Annotated in this window: 18 protein-coding genes; 12 read left to right on the forward strand and 6 right to left on the reverse strand. The window is 69.3% G+C overall.

Annotated features, from left to right (window positions below; genetic code table 11):
• The first annotated feature begins 95 nt into the window (after positions 1-95).
• The gene (locus ACGFYQ_RS30980) at positions 96-836 is read left to right on the forward strand and encodes a 4'-phosphopantetheinyl transferase superfamily protein (RefSeq protein WP_393749488.1); all 741 of its coding nucleotides are present in this window, start codon (positions 96-98) and stop codon (positions 834-836) included.
• 134 nt (positions 837-970) lie between these two features.
• Here the strand turns inward: ACGFYQ_RS30980 and ACGFYQ_RS30985 are convergent, their stop codons facing one another.
• On the reverse strand, positions 971-2,014 hold the full coding sequence (locus tag ACGFYQ_RS30985) for a DUF2599 domain-containing protein (protein WP_393749489.1): 1,044 nt from the start codon (positions 2,012-2,014) through the stop codon (positions 971-973).
• 468 nt (positions 2,015-2,482) lie between these two features.
• Here ACGFYQ_RS30985 and ACGFYQ_RS30990 point away from each other — a divergent pair, with 468 nt between their 5' ends.
• Positions 2,483-3,595 (forward strand): ABC transporter substrate-binding protein, encoded by a 1,113-nt coding sequence (locus ACGFYQ_RS30990; protein ID WP_393749490.1) that lies wholly within the window; start codon positions 2,483-2,485, stop codon positions 3,593-3,595.
• 168 nt (positions 3,596-3,763) lie between these two features.
• On the opposite strand, the gene ACGFYQ_RS30995 is transcribed toward ACGFYQ_RS30990, so the two are convergent.
• Positions 3,764-5,533, reverse strand: coding sequence for a hypothetical protein (locus ACGFYQ_RS30995; protein ID WP_393749491.1), 1,770 nt, complete (start codon positions 5,531-5,533; stop codon positions 3,764-3,766).
• A 435-nt stretch (positions 5,534-5,968) separates the two neighbouring features.
• Here ACGFYQ_RS30995 and ACGFYQ_RS31000 point away from each other — a divergent pair, with 435 nt between their 5' ends.
• The 8 genes from ACGFYQ_RS31000 to ACGFYQ_RS31035 all read left to right on the forward strand — a co-directional run bounded on the left by ACGFYQ_RS31000 (position 5,969) and on the right by ACGFYQ_RS31035 (position 11,667).
• Positions 5,969-6,553 (forward strand): helix-turn-helix transcriptional regulator, encoded by a 585-nt coding sequence (locus ACGFYQ_RS31000; RefSeq protein ID WP_393749492.1) that lies wholly within the window; start codon positions 5,969-5,971, stop codon positions 6,551-6,553.
• Between the two features lie 83 nt (positions 6,554-6,636).
• On the forward strand, positions 6,637-7,251 hold the full coding sequence (locus tag ACGFYQ_RS31005; protein WP_393749493.1) for a toxin-antitoxin system, toxin component: 615 nt from the start codon (positions 6,637-6,639) through the stop codon (positions 7,249-7,251).
• Entirely contained in the window at positions 7,251-7,544 is a 294-nt protein-coding gene (locus ACGFYQ_RS31010) for a hypothetical protein (protein ID WP_393749494.1), read from the forward strand. The genes ACGFYQ_RS31005 and ACGFYQ_RS31010 overlap by 1 nt, the downstream gene beginning before the upstream one ends.
• 58 nt (positions 7,545-7,602) lie before the next feature.
• Positions 7,603-8,811 (forward strand): DUF6545 domain-containing protein, encoded by a 1,209-nt coding sequence (locus ACGFYQ_RS31015; protein ID WP_393749495.1) that lies wholly within the window; start codon positions 7,603-7,605, stop codon positions 8,809-8,811.
• Positions 8,808-10,262, forward strand: coding sequence for a pyridine nucleotide-disulfide oxidoreductase (locus ACGFYQ_RS31020; protein ID WP_393749496.1), 1,455 nt, complete (start codon positions 8,808-8,810; stop codon positions 10,260-10,262). The genes ACGFYQ_RS31015 and ACGFYQ_RS31020 overlap by 4 nt, the downstream gene beginning before the upstream one ends.
• Before the next feature lie 364 nt (positions 10,263-10,626).
• Entirely contained in the window at positions 10,627-10,971 is a 345-nt protein-coding gene (locus tag ACGFYQ_RS31025; RefSeq protein WP_393749497.1) for a hypothetical protein, read from the forward strand.
• Positions 10,968-11,279 (forward strand): hypothetical protein, encoded by a 312-nt coding sequence (locus ACGFYQ_RS31030; protein ID WP_393749498.1) that lies wholly within the window; start codon positions 10,968-10,970, stop codon positions 11,277-11,279. The genes ACGFYQ_RS31025 and ACGFYQ_RS31030 overlap by 4 nt, the downstream gene beginning before the upstream one ends.
• Positions 11,280-11,385: 106 nt before the next feature.
• On the forward strand, positions 11,386-11,667 hold the full coding sequence (locus tag ACGFYQ_RS31035) for a hypothetical protein (protein WP_393749499.1): 282 nt from the start codon (positions 11,386-11,388) through the stop codon (positions 11,665-11,667).
• 160 nt (positions 11,668-11,827) lie between these two features.
• Here ACGFYQ_RS31035 and ACGFYQ_RS31040 read toward each other — a convergent pair whose 3' ends face one another.
• Positions 11,828-13,558 carry an AAA family ATPase gene (locus ACGFYQ_RS31040; RefSeq protein ID WP_393749500.1) on the reverse strand — a complete coding sequence of 577 codons (1,731 nt, stop codon included), beginning with the start codon at positions 13,556-13,558 and terminating at the stop codon, positions 11,828-11,830.
• A 109-nt stretch (positions 13,559-13,667) separates the two neighbouring features.
• A complete protein-coding gene (locus ACGFYQ_RS31045) occupies positions 13,668-14,201 on the reverse strand; it encodes an NUDIX domain-containing protein (protein WP_393749596.1) in 534 nt (177 codons plus the stop codon).
• 102 nt (positions 14,202-14,303) lie between these two features.
• Between ACGFYQ_RS31045 and ACGFYQ_RS31050 the strand changes: the two genes are divergently transcribed.
• Positions 14,304-14,618: a hypothetical protein gene (locus tag ACGFYQ_RS31050; RefSeq protein WP_393749501.1), complete on the forward strand. Its 315-nt coding sequence runs from the start codon at positions 14,304-14,306 to the stop codon at positions 14,616-14,618.
• A 58-nt stretch (positions 14,619-14,676) separates the two neighbouring features.
• Positions 14,677-15,264 carry a hypothetical protein gene (locus tag ACGFYQ_RS31055; RefSeq protein WP_393749502.1) on the forward strand — a complete coding sequence of 196 codons (588 nt, stop codon included), beginning with the start codon at positions 14,677-14,679 and terminating at the stop codon, positions 15,262-15,264.
• A 264-nt stretch (positions 15,265-15,528) separates the two neighbouring features.
• Here the strand turns inward: ACGFYQ_RS31055 and ACGFYQ_RS31060 are convergent, their stop codons facing one another.
• Positions 15,529-15,945 carry a hypothetical protein gene (locus ACGFYQ_RS31060; protein WP_393749503.1) on the reverse strand — a complete coding sequence of 139 codons (417 nt, stop codon included), beginning with the start codon at positions 15,943-15,945 and terminating at the stop codon, positions 15,529-15,531.
• A gap of 54 nt (positions 15,946-15,999) precedes the next feature.
• The gene (locus tag ACGFYQ_RS31065; protein WP_393749504.1) at positions 16,000-16,701 is read right to left on the reverse strand and encodes a hypothetical protein; all 702 of its coding nucleotides are present in this window, start codon (positions 16,699-16,701) and stop codon (positions 16,000-16,002) included.
• Positions 16,702-17,589 lie beyond the last annotated feature (888 nt).

Genomic DNA, 17,589 nt, shown 5'->3' on the forward strand with positions numbered 1-17,589 from the left:
ATGGTGGGGCGCCGCCATGAAAGCCCGATAAAAGCGAGGGGAAGGACTGCCGGATGGACGGAATCTGTCACCTTGGAGACACGGGCGGCCCCTCCTTGAGAGGCACAGCGACCCCGGTCCTGGCCGTGCGCCCCGCGCGGGACGTGATCGCCGTCCTGCGCCTGGCGGACGGGTACGGAGATGGGTACGGGGACGCGGACGGGGCCGGCATGCATCCGGCGGAGCGGGCCCTGATGCGGGGAAGCTCACCGGGCCGCCGACGCGACTTCGCCGCGGGGCGCGCCGCGGCCGCCGACGCCCTGCGGCTGCTGGGCCGGTCGGGGCCGGTCCTGCGCGAGGCCCGGCGCCCCCGATTCCCGACGGGGGTGCGGGGATCCATCAGCCACTGCCGGGGCGCGGTCGCCACCTGTCTGGCCACCACCCGGACGGACGTGTCCGCCGTGGGCGTCGACGTCGAACGCGTCGGCCGGCTCTCACCGGAGACCGCCGGCCTCGTCTGCACACCACAGGAGCGCGCCCTGGTGGCCGGCGGCGACGGGGGCGGAGTCGGAGGCGGAGGCGGACGGCTCCTCACGGTGATGTTCTCGGCGAAGGAGGCCTTCTACAAGGCGGCCACCGCCCTGGACCTCCCCCGCGAGCCGGTCTTCCACGACCTGGAGGTCGTCCCGGATCCCGGCCACGAGAACGGCATCGGCATCGGCATCGGCAACGGGCTGTGCCTGACGCCCGCCGCAGGGCTCCTCCCCGACGGATACACCGTCCGGGGCCAGGTCCGGTCCGTGGGCCCGTACGTCTGGACGACAGTCCTGCTCCACGTCGGCGACGGCCCCACGTGAGCCGGTGGGCACCCCACGGACGACCGTCCGGACGCCCACCCGACGCTACAGCCGGGTCGTCACCCTGTTCGCGATCAGATCCACGCCGGAAGGTCCCGCAGGAGAAGCCGACGGACCGTGACGAAGGATCGAGGTCATTCCCAGTTGCACCCGTGGAACGCCACGAACAGAGGGTTCATGGCGTAGTCCCAGGAAACATCGGGCCGCCGGGATTCGAGATTCCACTCTTCGCCACCGGCATGAGTGCCATCGGAGTTCTTGGTGGCGTACTTGGCATGGCAGGCGAGTTGCTTGTACAGCGACGAGCCCTGCGCGTCGGTCAGCCATGCCTTCGGGTAGGGAACCGAAAGCCACGCCTGGTTCCAGACCTTGTCGTAGTCGGTTTCGTTCTTCGCGTCCTCGAACCCGGCCTCAGTGGGAATCACCTCGACTGTGATCTGGCCGTTGCTCACGAGCCGGTCAACAGATGTCTTCTGCACCCACGTCGCCGAAGACGGGGCCTGGTACCCCACGCACTCGGTCCTGCACTGATTCTTGTCGGCGTTCTCGCCGACCCCGGGGCTCCACGTCATCGCGATCTGCTGCCTGCCCGAGAACGTTTGACGAACGCCGTGGAACGACGAGTCCCAGACCTCATCGCTGGTCGGGTAGCCGAACTCGCCGCCCTCCCACCCAAACACGCCCCACTGCTTGCCGATCTCGCCCCAGACCGGGTGCGCGCCCCTGGACCAGACCGGATGCCAGTAGACGGTGCCGCCCTCAAACTCCTGACGTTTGCCCAGGTTGTCGGGGTTGGTGAGCTCGTCGCCGACCGGAAAGCCCAGCTTCCCCTCCTCCCAGCGCAGCTCCCCCCACTTGTCGCGGATCGCGCCCCAGACGGGGTGGGCGCCAGTCGTCGGGGTCCAGTAGATCGAGCCGCCGTCGAAGGTGTTGTACTTGCCGCGCCCGTTGGGGGTGGTCAGCTCGTCCGAGGTGGGGCAGCCCAGGGGCGAGGTCTCGCCGCCGATCCCCTGGTACTTCGCCCGGATTTCCCCGCCGATCTGGTAGCCGCAGATGGGCGGCTCGTCGTCGGCGGCGGCCGGACCGGCCTGGATGGTCAGGGCGGCGAGCGCGGCCAGGGCGACGGTCGCCGCCTTGAGCGGGGTCCTTCGCCGTAACAGCCAAGTACGTGTCGTCACGCGGTGCCTCTCTTCGGTTGTGTGCCCGTACGGGCGAGCGTCAACTGTAGGCCGCCGACCTATCCCCGAAGGAGGGGGTCATCAAGGTCCGGCCGAAGGTGATGCCGACGCTGGCGCGTGGAGCGGCCGACAGCGTGGAGTTGTCGCAGACCGCGACGGCGGACATCGGTGTGTCCCGAGGCCGCCTTCCTGACGCGGACTGCTGCGAAGCCACCCCGGCCTCGTGCAGAGCGGCGGGGGCCAGGGGCTGGGCGGGGTGGGCGCGGCCATCGCCAACAGGCAACCGGTTATTTGTTCGCTGAGCTGCCAGGCTTCAAGAAGCCTTCCACTGATGGTGGATGCAATGTCCGGCATGGTCACCCAGGTGCGCCCGCCACGGCGGGATGAGATGAACGCGTACCACCGGGCCTCGCCACTCTGCGATCCGGGCAAACTGCAACCGAATCATCAGACAGGAGACGCCCACGCATGAATACGCCACCATCGCCACCTGGAGCGGGGCGGACTGACGGGTCATCCGTCCAGATCGGCGCTCTCGTTCCGCTGACTCGGCCTGGCTGGGTCGAGGCAGGGCAACACTTGCTCGCTGGACTCGAGCTGGCCGTTCGCGAAGTCAATGAAGCCGGCGGGATCGTCGGAAGACCACTCGAGCTGGTGGTCCGAGACACCGCGGCCGATCCACAGAGGGCCACGGCGGCCGTGGACGAATTGGCTCGCCTGGGCGTGTCCGCCTTGGCCGGGGAGTACCACAGCGTCGTCGCGCGCGCCGCTGCCGCCAGGGCCGACGCCCTCGGCCTGCCGTTCCTCTGCTCGTCAGCGGTTCTCGACGCGCTCACCGAACAGCCCACGGAATGGGTCGCGCGCCTCGCCCCGGCGCAGTCCCGCGGCTGGCAGATCTACGCGGACTTCCTCCTCGGCGCGGGCCACAGCCGCATCGCCGTAGCAGTCGAGTCGAGCGTCTACTGGGCATCCGGGGCCCGCATTCTGCGGGAGTACCTCGCTCCACGCGGCGGCACCGTCATCGAACTCGACATGCGCGCGCTCGCCCCCGCGGCCCTGTGCGACGAGCTCGTCGACAGTCGCGCGACAGCCCTCCTTCTTCTGGTCGGCAACCCGGAGCCGGCAGTGTCGATCGTCAAGTCCGTCCGCCGCGACCAGCGCCTCGCCGAGATCATGATGGGTGCTCCGGCCGGGCAACCGGAGTTCGCCGAATGGGCGACGTTGCTGGGCGACGACGGCGCCGCGATCCCGTTCTTGCGCTACCTGCCCGAGCGCCTCGGTCCACTCGGTGCACGGGTCGAGACGGCCCTCCGTGAGCGGCTGGGCGAAGCGCCCTCCTTCGTCGCCTTCGAGGGCTACGACACGGTCGCCGTCCTCGCCGATGTGCTGCGTTCTCACGGCGCGGACCGGGCGCGCACTGCCGAATCCTGGCCGCGCGTCGCAGTCGAAGGCACCCGCGGCCAGATCCGGTTCTCCCGCACGCCGGGCATCAGCGTGTGGCAATGGCCATGGACGCCCATCCAAGTCGTTGATCGAGATCCGGCGGAACCCGATCGCTTTCGGATCCTCCACGCCGGCTGAGAGAGCACGGAGGTCCGACTGCCCAGGTCTTCTCAAACCGTCGCGCGGCAGCCGGCGCCGGCCTGGGGCAGCCCGGGGCAGCCCGACCGTGCAGCGGGAACCACGACGGCCGCCCGTCCCTGGAGGGGCGGGCGGCCGGTGCGTGGCGCCGCACGGTGCGGGCGGGCGTCAGTTCTTGTCGTACATGCCGAACAGGTCGACGATCAGGTCGGTCGGCTGCCAGCCCCGGTTCCAGAAGTCGACGACATCGGTGCTGCCGGTGCTCGCCTGCACCAGGTTCGCGACGGTGGCGTCCTTCGTCCAGTTCAGGACGGACGAGTCCGGCGGGGTCGGCCGGACCGCCTTGCCGGCGATGTAGTCATCCATGCTGTTCGGGTCCGGAGCGACCGAGAGGTGCCCGCTGCCCTGCGGGTTGGTCACCGTCGTGTTCAGGACGAGGGCCTCGAGCGCCATACCGTACGTCCACAGGGTCTCGTGGTGGTAGGCCTGGCCGGCGAGCGGCCAGTCGGAGGTCCGCGAGTCGTGCATGCGCCTGGGCTCCACCGGCAGGTAGGCGGCCTCGCCGTCGGCGCTGTAGTAGCCGGTGACGTCCACGATCACGTCGGTCGGGCTCCAGGCGCCGTTGCGGACGTTGATCCTGCCGTCCGGTCCGACCGGCACGATCACCGCGTTGGCGACCGTCTGCCCGGCGGCGAAGTTCACGCTCGACGTGGACGGCGCCTGCTGACCGCTCGGGAACACGGTCAGGTGGCCGGAGCTCTTCGGCCCGGTCACCGTGACGTTGAGGGCCACGGCCGTAACGCCCTTGGCCGGCAGCCCGCCCTGACCGGCGATCTGGACACCGAAGGTGCTCTGAGCGGCGACCTGGCCCCTGGCCGTACCCAGTCCCTCCCGGGTGTCGACGAGCCGGGACGGCTTCACGGAGGTGTATCCGCTGGCGGCGGAGCGGGTGAAGTAGCCCGTCACGTCAGCGATCAGGTCCACCGGGCCCTCGCTGCGGTTGGCCAGCTCGACGTACCCGTCCTCGCCGACCGGCACGATCGCCAGGTTCGGCACGGTCTGGCCCGCCGCGAAGTTGACGTTCGAGGTGGTCGGCTGCGGCTTGCCGGAGGCGTACGCGATGACGTGCCCGCCCGCCGAGGTGTTCGTGGCAGTGATGTTCAGGGCCACGGCGGTCACCCCGGCCGGGATGCCGGCGTTGCCGGCGACCTTCACCCGGGTCGTGGCGTACGGGGCGACGGGGCGGCCGGCCGAGGTGCCGGTGCCTGTGCCGGTACCGGTGCCGGTGCCGTCGCGGGTGTCCAGCAGCCGGGTCGGCGCGTGCGGGGTGAACTCGGAGCCGTCCACGACGACGTCCTTGGTGGTGGTGGAGGTCTCCTTGGTGAGCAGGTCGGTCGCCGTGATCGTGATCGTGTGGGAGCCGACCTCGGCGTACTTGTGCTTGAAGTACACGAACGCGCCGGCGTTGCCGAAGTCCTGGTCGGTGGTGCTGTCACCCCAGTCGACATCGAACTGGACGAAGCTGTTGGTCAGGTCGGTGCTGACGGAGGTGGCCAGTCCGATGGTGTGCGCGTAGGAGGTGGACGTACCCATCCCCACCTCGAACCACTCGCTCTGCTGCCCGCGTGCCGACGCGCCGGATCCGGTCGTTGCCGCCGGCGCCCCGGCCCTGGCCCCAGCCTTGGCCTTGGCCTTGGCGACCTTTGCGGCAGTGTCCTTCGCGGCGGCCTCCTTGGCCGCCTCCCGCGCGGAGGCGTCCTGTGCGGTGGCGTCCTGCGCCGTGGCGTCCTTCGCGGAACCGGCCTTGGGGGCCGGGGAGGTGGCGGTCGCGGCGCGGCCGGGGTCGGCGGACGGACCCGCTGCCTGCGCCGTGGCGGGTACGAAGCCGACGGCTGCCGCGACGACGGCGGCGGAGATCATGACGCGGTGACGGTACACCGGCCCCCCAATTCCTGAACTTGTTCACAAAGGTCTTGATCAGACTATATGCAGACAGGTCCGCGCCCGATCGGGGCTGTGATCCTCTCGATGAACCTCTCGATCACGCGTCAGGATCCGGCTACGCACGACACGTTCATGTCAGCGATCGATTCACACCATGAAACGGTCCTTTCGCCCTGCGGTGCAGCCACCGTTCTTGGCGTCAAGCATTGACGTGACGGACGGGCCGGACCGAACTCCCGGCTCCGGGCTGGTCGGTAGCCCTCGTCACCTCCCGTCCGCCGGGATGCCGGAGCGGCCGCCCTGACCGTGGTGAGGTATCAACGATCGTTTCAGTTGTGGAATCGATCGTCGCTCTGATCTAGTGGTTTCGCAGGTGGGTGGGCTATCCTCCGGCCGCCGCACAGTCACCAGACCCCGCCAGGAGAATCCGTGACCCATGAGGGTGACCCGCACCTGAAGAGCCTCGGTCTCCTGGAAGAGCTGATCGAGGAAGCCGATCTCGACTGGGCCACGGTCCTCGACCCGGAACCGCTGTCGATGAGTACGGGCCTCCCGGTGAGCGTCGTGCGGGCGGGGCTGACCCGTCGCCCCATGCCCCAGACCGACTTCCAGCAACAGGTGGCGCAGCGGCTGGCTTTCCTCCGGGAAACCCGCCTGCGCCCGGACGGCGGCCAGTACACACAGGCCGAGATCGCCGAGGAAGCCGAGGTGACTCCCCAGTGGGTCGGTGAACTCCTCAAGGGCCGCAAGGTACCCAGCCTCGAGCTCGCTTCCCGGATCGAGGACCTCTTCAAGGTCCCCCGCGGCTTCTTGACCGCGACGCCCTCCCAGGCGCTCAACCGCGCGCTGGAGGAGAGGCTCGCGCACGAGCAGGCGCAGCAGCTCACCGGCTTGCGCGAGCTCAAGGAGCGGTTCCAGCTGCGGTCGATCGCTTTCCGGGGTGCCCCCGAGACCCTGGCCGCGATGCAGGATCTCCTGAACCTCATCCTGGACGACCAGCCGAGATCGACATGAGTTACGTGTCCACGGTGGCAGGGACGCAAGGGGATCACGCATCAGCGCTGCACGGCACGCGGTGCGCAGGCGAGGAGTCAAGGGTGGGGATCGTGCGCAACCGGCGACGGGACCGGCAGCTGGAAGAGGAGATGGTCCGGCTGTGCGACGAGTTGTACGCCGGCCTCGGCGAGCCCGCGCCCAGCGACATCGATGACCTGATCGACCGAATCGCCGTGTACCTCACCGATCACCGCGGGGCCTCCACACGCCCCGTACGCCCCGCAGGCCCTGCACGCCCCGTACGCATCGTGCGCCGGGACTTCCCCCAGGGCCTCGGCCCCGTTTCGGGACTCTGGCTCGACCGCGAGACCGAGGACGTCATCGTCGTCGCGAAGAGCACCAGCCCCTTCCACGCCCTTGTCATCCTGGGCCACGAGATCTGGCACATGGTCCGGGGTCACCGCGGCAGGCACGTCCTGGGGGTGGAGGTCGCCACGCGCCTGCTCGGCGATGACGTCCTGAGCGCCGAAGACCTCGACGAAACGCTGCGCCTGGTCGCCGCGCGGGCCCACGCCGTGCCCGGCGACGAAGCCGAGGCCGAGCGGTACGGCCAGATGCTGGGCCGGCGGTTTCGTCACCTGGTCGAATTCGACCCCGCGCAGCGGGTCCTTGAGGGACCGGCAGCCAGGATCCAGGCCTCCCTCGGCGACGGCTGATGAACGGATCGGACCACTGCATACCGGCGGCCGCCTGCGGTCTTCAGACGATGACGGCACGTCACGATCGGGCGCTCGACGACGGAGTGAGCCCGGAGGACGCGTGGGCCGCGGCCGCGGCCACGATGATCGCGTTCGCCATCGCGGCCAAGGAATCCGCTGCCGAGACGGGCGAGGATTGCTTGGAGACAGGCACTGCAGCCCTCGGCGCTGTGCTTGGCTCCGGAACCCGGGGGATCGCCCGGATTTCCCGCCAGTACGGCACTCTTCGCCGCCACACCGTGGCTGCCTAGTGAGAAAGACTCCGCTTATGAATGGCCCTCGGCTCCACCAAGCCCGGCAGGTCGCTTCGTGACCACTCCCAACGGTGTCGCGTTCTACATACCGGGCGCCCTTCTGCTGCTGGCCGGCTGCCTGAAGCTGCCTGCTCTGTGGCGTAGCCCCAAGGACGAACTGCTGAGGTCCGTCTGTGTGCTGCTCTTCGTCGCCGCCGGCGTCTTCGCCGTCGCCGCGGTGCCGTCCATCGCGGCCATCAACCGGGTCACCGGCATCCCGAACGCGGCCGCCCCGGTCGTGTACTCGATCCTGACCGCCTTTTCGGGCTCCAACTTGGTGCTCATCATCCGATGGAGCAGCGGCCCCGATGAGGCGGAGCAGGCAGCCCGGTGGTCCCGCCGCTGCAATGGGGCCACGATCACGGTCATCACCGCGATCATCGGGCTCTTCGCGCTGGGAAACGCCCCGGTGGAGCGGCTGGTCGACCTCGACACGTACTACGCGAACACGCCGTTCATCCGCGAGATGATCGTGCTCTACCTGGTCGCGCACACCATCGCCGCGGTCACGATGACTTTCCTGTGCACCCGCTGGGCGAGGGTGGTCCACGGTCCCCTGCGCGCCGGGCTGGTCCTGATCGTCATCGGCTACATCCTCAACCTGGTCTACGACGCCCTGAAATTCACGGCGGTCGGCGCCCGCTGGAGCGGCCACGACCTGGACCGCCTGAGCTGGCCGATCGCCCCGCCGATCGCGGCGGTGTCCGCGCTGCTGATCGGTATCGGCTTCGTGCTGCCCCTGCTGTCCCAGCGGCTCATGAACCTGGTGAGCCCGTGGCGCCGGTACTACCAGCTGCAGCCCGCGTGGAAGGAGCTGCGGGTGGCCACGCAGCACAGCATCAACCTGACGCGCGGCCTGTGGACCCCGATCGACGTGCGGGTGTGCCAGCTGGAATCCGACATCTACGACGGGATCCTCACCGTCCACCCGTTCCTGGACCCCGAAGTACACGCCTGCTCACTCCTCGAGGCCCGCAAGACGGCCCGGACCGACGAAGACGCGGCCGTCATCGCGGACGCCGCCGCCCTGGCCCATGCCGTCATCGTGTGGACCAGGAGGACCGGCAACCAAGAAGCCGTTCCCGAGGAGCAGTCCAACGGCGGTCCCCTGCTCTCCTCCGCCGTCAACGCCGCCGGCCTCGTACTCCTGTCCCAGGCCCTGTCGAAGTCGCCCATCGTCCGAGCCACCCGCGAAGCCGCCGTCCTAGAGAGCAGTACACGATGACCCATCAGCCCACCGGCCACACCCGCGCCGTCATCCTCGGGGGCAGCCTGGCCGGCACCCTCGCGGCCGCTGCACTGGCACCGCACGTCGCGGAAGTCCTCGTCCTCGAACGCGACAGAACGCTCCCCGAAACCGCCGCGCCCCGGCCCAGACTCCCCCAGGCGGCCCACGCCCACATGCTGTGGTCGGGCGGTGCCGACGCCATCGAGGACCTGCTCCCCGGAACGACCGACCGGTGGCTGGGGGCCGGCGCGCACCGCATACCGATCCCCAACGGGATGGTCTCCTACTCGGCCGCGGGCTGGTACCGGCGATGGAGCGAGACCCACTACCTCATCGGGGCCAGCCGAGACCTCATCGACTGGGGCGTGCGCACCGCCGCCCTGGCGATCCCCAACGTCCGCGTGCGCACGGGCATGACGGTCACCTCCCTGGTGGGCGACGCCTCCAAGGTGACCGGCGTACGCGTCCGCGGCGAGGGGAAGGAGGGGAAGGAGGAGAGCGTGATAGACGCCGACCTCGTCGTCGACACCACCGGCCGTGGCTCCAAGGTGCTGGAGTGGCTCGCGCAGATCGGCGGCCCCGTGGTGGAGGAGACCGTCGTGGACGCCGGCGTACGGTACGCCAGCCGCCGCTACCGCGCCCCGGAAGGTGCCGAAGCGGACTGGCCCGTCATCCACATCCAGGCGGACCCGCGGGAAGGAAAGCCCGGCCAGGTCGTCTCCATCATCTCGATCGAAGACGGCCAGTGGCACGTGAGCCTCTCCGGCACCCGCGGCGGCGAGCCCACGGCCGACGAAGCCCTCTTCGAGGAGTTCGCCCGAGCAGTCCGCCACCCGTTGGCCGCCGAATTCCTGGCCCGCGCGGAGCCGATCAGCGACGTCGTCGTCTACGGCCGCACCGCCAACCGCCAGCGCCGGTTCGAGAAGGCCGCGATGCCCGCGGGGTTCGTCGTCCTCGGCGACGCCGCCACCAGCCTCAACCCGGTCTACGGCCACGGCATGTCCGCCGCCGCGCTCGGCGCCGTCGCCCTGCGCGACACGGCCGCCAAGACGCCCGTGAACGCACCGGAATTCGCCGCCCAGGCCCAGAAGGCCGTCGTCCGCCCCGCCGATGCGGCCTGGCTCCTCGCCGTCGGCCAGGACCGGTTCTATCCGGGCACCATCGGCAAAGCCCCCAGCCTGGCCGACAAACTCGCGGCCCGCTACGTACACCGGCTCAGTCGCACCGCCATCGGCAACTTCCACGTCGTCAAGGCGCTGACGGACGTCATGACGATGAAGAAGCCCGCCTCGGTCCTCGGCAAGCCCGGCGTCCTGTTCGCCGCGGCACGCGGCCTGCGCCGGCCACTGCTCAAGGGACCTGAACTCACCGAGCGGGAGCAGAGCATCCTGGACCGCGAGCCCCTGCTCAGAGGTCCCCACGAAGACGCCGGACGTGTCGGTCGGTGATGAGGCGGGCGGCTGCGGGGCGAGGAGGGCTGCGTGGTGGTCGTAGCGTCGTTCCCACCGGATCCGTAGTCGGCCGAAGCCGTGGAGCCGGGCGATGGTCCGCTGGACGACCCAGCGGTGCACTCCGAGTCCGGATCCGTGAGGACGCCGGGGCGACCGATCACTGGTGCGACCCCGATCGCCCGGACCAGGCGTCCGTATTCATCGTGGTCGTAGCCGCGGTCCGCCGGCAGGGTGCCAGGCCGCTTTACCTGCCCGATCGCGAAAACGGTGCGACCACGGCCGCTGCCGGATCCCCTCGGCTGCCCTCCCGCCACAAGCATCACGCACTATCGTGGAGGGCGCCGACCGGAAGAGGAGCACGATGCCCACCGCCCCTGGGCCCTCCCAAGGCGTCCCGCCGATGCCCGAGCGCAGCATTCCCGCGCTTCGGGCTGCGATCGCCGCGCACACGCCACAGCTGCTGGCCGACTTCGAGGCCAACTGGCGGGCGAAGATCGCCGATACCTACGACATCGGCGCGGCCCCCGCATTTCTGGCGCGATGGTGGGGCGAATACGCCCTCGCCCGGGACCCCGAGCTCGACCACCACGTCCGTGATCTTGAGCAGCGGGCCGCCGAGTGCGCCGATCCGGACAAGGCCAAGGACCTCCTGGAAGAGGCGTCCCGAATCCACCACCGGGTGGCTTCGCTCGGGCCCGGCGAGTGAGCGCAGAGCTCACCGGACCGCCCTGGGCCGCAGACTGGACCAAGCTGGCCGCCGAGTACCGCGACGCTTTGCCCGCTCGAGTGCGAGACCTGATCATCGACGCGGTCACCGAACTGAAGACCTCCCGCCACCCCTACCGTGACGACCACCTCGACACGGCGAACCTCAGCATCGAGCCCGTCCGCTCCACCGAACCCCGCGGCGCCCACATCCTCTGCTTCGACCACGGTCACGGCTGGCTTCGCTACACCTTTGTCCACCGCACCGCCGAACCACAGATCGTCATCGAGCAGTTCTTCTGGCAGTGACACCCCACGCCTGAAGCGGGTCTACACCCACGCAGCCCGGCTTCGTCGGGGCCGCCAGTAAGAAAACGCCGGTGAACGGCGGTATGCCACTGAGAGAATCCCGGACATGCCCAGCCATACCGCGGAAGAGCTCCTTGCCAGCTTTCAAGGACTGACCCCTGAACGCGCACAACAGATCGGCGATCAGATCGACGAATGCAGACGGCTACTGAACGCGAACCCCGACATGGACGCCGTCCAGCAGCACCTGAAAGACGAAGGCGTCGGCATAATCCAAGCGATCCTGATCACCACCAGGCTGCTGGCGGTGGAGGAACACCCGAGCACACTGCGTGCAGCACGAGAGATCGTGGAGTGCAGCCCAGCCCGAACACGCAACACGGCGTGAGCGTGCGTGACCTCGGGGCAGCTGAATCGTTTATCCGACTGTCGCGTGATGCACATACCGCTCCCCCCTGTTGCGGTTCCGCGACACCCGCGGTGCCCTGGGAGACCCGCCGCTTCCCAGGGCGCCGCGCATGCGGTCGGAGAGCCTGACCCCGGCTCGGTCACACCGTCGGCGAAACACCTTCCGTGAGCTGCTGGTACGCGGCCATGACGTCGGCCGCGTGCAGCGTGGTGATCTCGTCCTGCGACGGCACCCCCGAGGTGCCGTGGAGGTCGTAGATCCGCAGGTCTCGTACGGCGGAGACCTTCCGGGAGAGTTCGCGTGCGAAACGGCCGTTGCCCAGCGTGTCGATCAACCCGTCGCTGACGGCGCGCTCGCACGAGGCTCGCAACGCGGCCTCCGCTTCCTCCGTGAGGACATCGCCCTGTGCGCCGAGGAAGGAGTGGGCGATGAGTACGAGTTCGTCCGGGGAGTAGGCGGGGAAGTCCACCCGGGTGGTGAACCGGGACGCGAGACCGGGGTTCGTGGACAGCAGCTCCGCGATCTCGTCGGAGTACCCCGCGAGAACGACGACCAGGCGGTGCCGGTCGTCCTCGGCTCGCTTGAGGAGGACCTGGAGGGCCTCCTGGCCGAAGGCGTCGCCCCCCGAGTAGCCGGAGTTGGACAGCGCGTACGCCTCGTCGATGAAGAGGACCCCGTCGACGGCGTTGTCGACGGCCTTGCTCGTCTTGATCGCGGTTTCTCCCAGGTGCTGTCCCACCAGATCGACGCGCTGCGCCTCGATGACGTGTCCGCGTTCCAGCAACCCGAGTCCGGCGAAGATCTTTCCGACGATCCGGGCGACTGTCGTCTTGCCGGTACCCGGCGGCCCGGCGAAGACGAAGTGCTGCGGCGCGGAGGTCGCCGCCAGCCCCTGGCTCCGGCGGACGGCGGCCATCCGCAGCTGCGCCGACATGGTGCGCACCTGCCGCTTCACCGGCCCCAGGCCCACCATGGCGTCGAGCTCGGCCATCGCCTCGTCCAACAGCGCCCCACGCGACTCGTCGGTGTGCGAGGGCTCGCCGGGTGTGCCCTCGGAAGGCGCCGGACCCACCCGGGAGTCGGGGACCGCCTGAGCGGGTACGGCTGCAGATGCCGGCGCCGAGACCACCTTCGCCCGCTCGGCCACATCGGCGAGGCGGGGGCTGTAGCGGTAGGCGGCCTGGAACTGCTTCAGCCCTTCCACGGCGTCGCCGAGCCCTTCGTACGCGCACCCGCGCAGGTAGGCGACCTCACCGAGGAACTTGGTCTCGCCTCCCAGAGCGTGCGGCAGGGGCCTCAGTACGTTGAGGGCCTCGTGGAAGACTCCCTGCACGACCAGCGCGGAGGCGACGTACAGCTGCGACTCGTCGCGCAGGAACCGATCGCTGATCCCCTCGGCGAAGGTCAGGACGAGTGGCCAGTCCTTCTTCAGGAAGGCGTAGCGCGTACAGACGAACCGGGTCTCGTCACAGTCGAGCAGCGCGGACGACAGCATGCGCCACGCCTCGTCGAGCCGGCCGTCGTCGAGCAGCTTGGCCGCCGACGCGAGCCACAGGTCGCGGGGCCACTCCAGGCGGAAGCGTACGTAGCCACCGATCTGGAACTGGGACGCCAAACGCATCTGGAACTGCGTGCGCAGGGCTCCGAAGGAGCCCTGGTACCGGTTCATGGCGTCGACCGCCTCGCCCTGGAGGCGGCCCGTCGCGTGGAGTCCCAGCCAGGCGTCGGCGGCGAGCGGATTGTGCGTGACGGCTGCGTGGAAGACATCGGCCGCCGCCGCCCGATCCCCCCGTCCGATCAGTGCGACACCATGGAGCCACGCTTCTTCACACTTCTTGATCGAATGTCGCGAAACCGACGGCTCCGGCACTGCGGGTCTCCTCTTGTCGTGTCTGGTGTGCGTACGCGTGCCGTCGGCAGGCGGGCGGGCGGGCGGCGCGGCCGGCCGGGCGGGCGGGAGGGCGGGCGGGCGGGAATCCCTAGCTCCACCCGTGGAGAGATACCTGAGCTGTTCCGTCCAGGTACGCACGCAGGGCGCCGTCCGTGGAGGGTACGAAGGCTTCGGGGATGGTGTCGGCGTCGGTCCAGCGGACCTGGGAATGCTTGCCGGGTTCGCGGTTCTCGGGTTCGCCCGTCCATTCGTGGGTGGCGAAGACGACGGTGAGGAAGCCGTTGGGGGACTCGACGCCCCACGCGCCGTGGATGACGTGGGCAACCTTGAGGGCCTCCGGCTTCACGGTGAGGCCGGTCTCCTCGTAGAGCTCGCGCACCGCGGTTCGCGTGATCGGCTCCCCCGGCTCGCTCTTGCCTGCGGGCAGGTCCCACAGCCCTTGGCCGAACTTGGCGTTCTCGCCGCGCTGGAGGAGCACGACACGATGGGCGGCCCTGTCGTGCACGATGACGGCCGCGACCAGCAGGGTCATCGATTCGAGCGCCGGCGCGAGCGCTGGGGAACGGCGGTGGCCGATGGGCTGGCTCACGGGACTTCCTTCGTCTGACGGCTTGTTGGGAATGTTAAGCGAGAGCCTCCCGGTCACGACCGCCCGAATCAGCCGAGCCCGGCCGGCCCGCGGCGGCGGCACGATGGGTTCTGCGGCGTAGTCGATCCGCTCGGTGTGACCGACCTGCCGGCCGAGGACGAGCTGCCCGAGGAGCTCCTTGCGCAGGCGGAGGCCTGGGCGGAGGCCCACGGCACGGAGTACCACCGCGGTCTTGCCTGTCGCGAGGGGTGGAAGGCCGGGGGGTGGCTCAGCTGGCACCTGACGGACCTCGTGCCGATGGACTGCGTCGCCTGCGGTACGGGGGCCCGGCTGCTGCTCACCGTGAACAGCGGTCGGGACCCGGGCCTCAACGTCGGCCGGTACGGTGAACTCCGCATGTTCACATGCCCCGTCGACGCTTCGCACCCGCTCCGTCTGAACATCCAGTAGCGCGACGCTCCCGAAGCCCTTGCTCCAGCCGTCGGCTCCCGGGACTACCGTCAACCGCATGAACGACGACAAGGACTGGCAGGAACGTCTCGCCGCGGCCGGGCTGGTGGTGAAGAAGGGAGGTGCCGATCCGACGGGATTCGTGCCGCCCGTCGTAGCAGGCCAGATGGTGAGCTGCCCGCCGGGGGACGGCCGCAGCGAAGCCTGGGTCGACATCGAAGACCGACTGCTCCACGAGAAGGCGAATGCCGACTGGTACCGGCTCTCGGTGGAAGGAGGCCTCTTCCCCGAGAGCGATCCCTCGTTCTTCATCGGGCTCGCGCCCGAGGAAGAAGGCCCTGGACAGTGGATCCGCGTCGAACTGCAGACCTCGTGGGACATCATGGGGAAGGGCGCATCCGGTCTGCTCGGCAGCGCACACGGGCGCCCGGAGTTCCTCGCGCTGTCGTGTGACGGGACCGTGCTGTGCTGCGGCACCACATCACAGTTCTCGATCGGCACGGTGGTGGTCACCTCACCCGACCACTCGGAGGTTCTCCGCAGATTCGCCCGCTACGTGGCCACCTCCGAGATCGGCCATCCGGACGAGCGCACGGCAGCGCGCCGCTGGCTGGACAGCAACCCTGCACACACCTGGAACCAGTGAGTTCAGGCTCTCTCAGCCCGTGAGGCGCTCCCACCACCTCGGGCCCCACCCGGCCGGCGCGCCACCAGGCCACGCCCCGGGGTTTCGGCAGCGGCAGCGCCGGAGCGGCTCGTCGGGGGACACGGACGTCGTGTGCGGCGCAATCCAGCTGTCCGGACCCGGGGAGGGGCGGATATAGTGAGAGCACCAACTGTTACTCAGGCGCAGAAGGCCCTCCACCTCGGTGGGGGGCCTTCTGTCTTGTCCGGCTCCCGCCGGCCCCGGTCAGGCGACCTGGAGCTTCGGGCGGCCCGTCGGGGCGGGCGGCGCCTGGTGGTAGGTCGGGAGCTTCAGGTTGGGCAGGTCGCCCGCCTGGATGCGGACGAGGGCGGTGCGGAACGCGGCCTCCATGGCCTCGGGGCCCTCGTACTTCGCCGCGAGCGGGTGCAGCCGGTACGAGTTGCCGGTGCGCTCCTCGCTGCGCGGCCTGAGCACGATGTTCAGGTCGCACAGAGGCGCCATGAGTCCACTGACAGCCTGGGGTGTGACCCCGTACTCGGCCGCCATGTCCTTCTGGCGTACCGGCAGCGCTCCCCCGAAGTCGCTCCGGGAGACGAGGTACTGGAGGAACTTGACGGCGGACCCTGACAGCGGCAGGGCCCAGATGCGCTCCGCGACGATCGGAGACATGACGTTAGCCATGGGACAGCCTTCCTCGTGAGCGGTCGCCCGTGCACGGGCCTGGCAGCAGCACTATCACCCGGTACGTTTCCTTCCACGAAAGTCGGCCTCGGCCCCGAAGTCGAGGTCGAGCTCCTCCTGATGGGCGCCTTCGGGGCCCACCGCGTACGGGAACACCTCGGTGTCGTGGTCGTGCCGGTCGGCGATCTCGGCGAGTACCTCGTGCTGGGCCGTGCTGTTGCCGTGGAACCACAGTCGCACGTTGATCTGGATCCGGCCGTTGCCGGCCTTCTCCACCCAGTTGTAGCCGCACAGTGCCTGGACGGCGCGGTTCACCGTCGAACGCGTGATCATCTTGCCGCCCTTCTGGGCGGCGATCTTGTTCAGTCCGTCCGTGATCTCCTGCTGCGTGTACTGGGCGATACCGGTCCCCGGCACCTGCCCGCCGGCCACGAAGAGGAAGACGCAGAGCTGGGACTTGGTGATGCTGTTCGCGACGGCCAGCTGCGCCAGCAGCTGCGTGAACCAGTTGCTGGCCAGGCTGTATCCGGCGCCGCCGGCCATGTCGTGGACGGCTCGCGGATCCGCCGCGTACTCGAAGTGGACGCCCTTGAGCCGACGTCGTCCGCCGGGGTCGGCGGCCTGGGCCACCTTCTCCCCGAGTTGCTGGCCGAGGACGGCCAGGATGTCTCCGTACTCGGCTTCGTTCCCTGTCGCCGCGGGGACGGGAACAGGCCGGGGCCCGCGCCGACGACGGGCGGGCGGATCAGATGTCACAGGACCTCCTTGTTACTCAGGCGGTCCGAGACTATCCAAAAAATCAACGTGGGCTTGTCTTTTGGTGCGTCGGCGCGCCGACGGATGCGCCCGATCGACACCCCACCCAGCAGGTGCGCCAAAAGTACACGGTACGTGAAGTAATTTTGCGCTCTAGCGCCGAAAGTACACGGCTGCTTGATTTCGGTTGTCGTGATGACGTCACATCTCGCGGAGCCCGAAACGTGCGCGGCGGTCCGGGCGGGCCTTTGCTCGACGCTCTGACCTGCGGTGATATCAGGCCGGTTGGCGCTCTCAGAAAATCAACGGGTGCTTTAGTTTCCGGCCAAATGTGCCCGCTGGGGCTACACTTCGAGGGACCAAATGTGTCCGGGGGGACACATGGCCTCCGCCAAAACCGCAGGTCAGCGGCGTGCCACGGCGGCGCCCTCTTACTAAAGAGCAACCTGGCAACGGGCATCGGCATGCGCCGGGCCTCGGTAGGCCGAGCCATCAACCAGCTGTGGATGTCGGCTGCTTCATGACCCCCGACCCCCGACCCCTGATCCCTGACACACCTACAGCGGACGTGCTTGCTTCCACTCCCCCATCGACATCCTCGACATCCTCAACACCATCGACGCCAGCCACACCACGGTCATTTCAACCGGCCTGTTCCCTGTCGTTCGACCTAGGCACCCCCTCCTCAGCCCCATCTTCGTCAGCCACTCTTGGCTTCGGCCCTCATGCCCAGTGAGGGCGCCCAGCGCCCGAGGGGTGCACCGCCGACCGTCAGGGAGGCGGTGCAGGGCGTGAGGGTGAGCGGGTCCAGGGCGCCCGAGCGCCTGGCGAGGGGGTCTGGGGGGCGAGTAGCCCCCCATGCCAAGGCCGGTCCAGCGCGGCCTAGGC

It is taken from the genome of Streptomyces sp. NPDC048258 (genome assembly GCF_043201995.1).
In the GTDB taxonomy this organism is placed as follows: Bacteria; Actinomycetota; Actinomycetes; order Streptomycetales; family Streptomycetaceae; genus Streptomyces.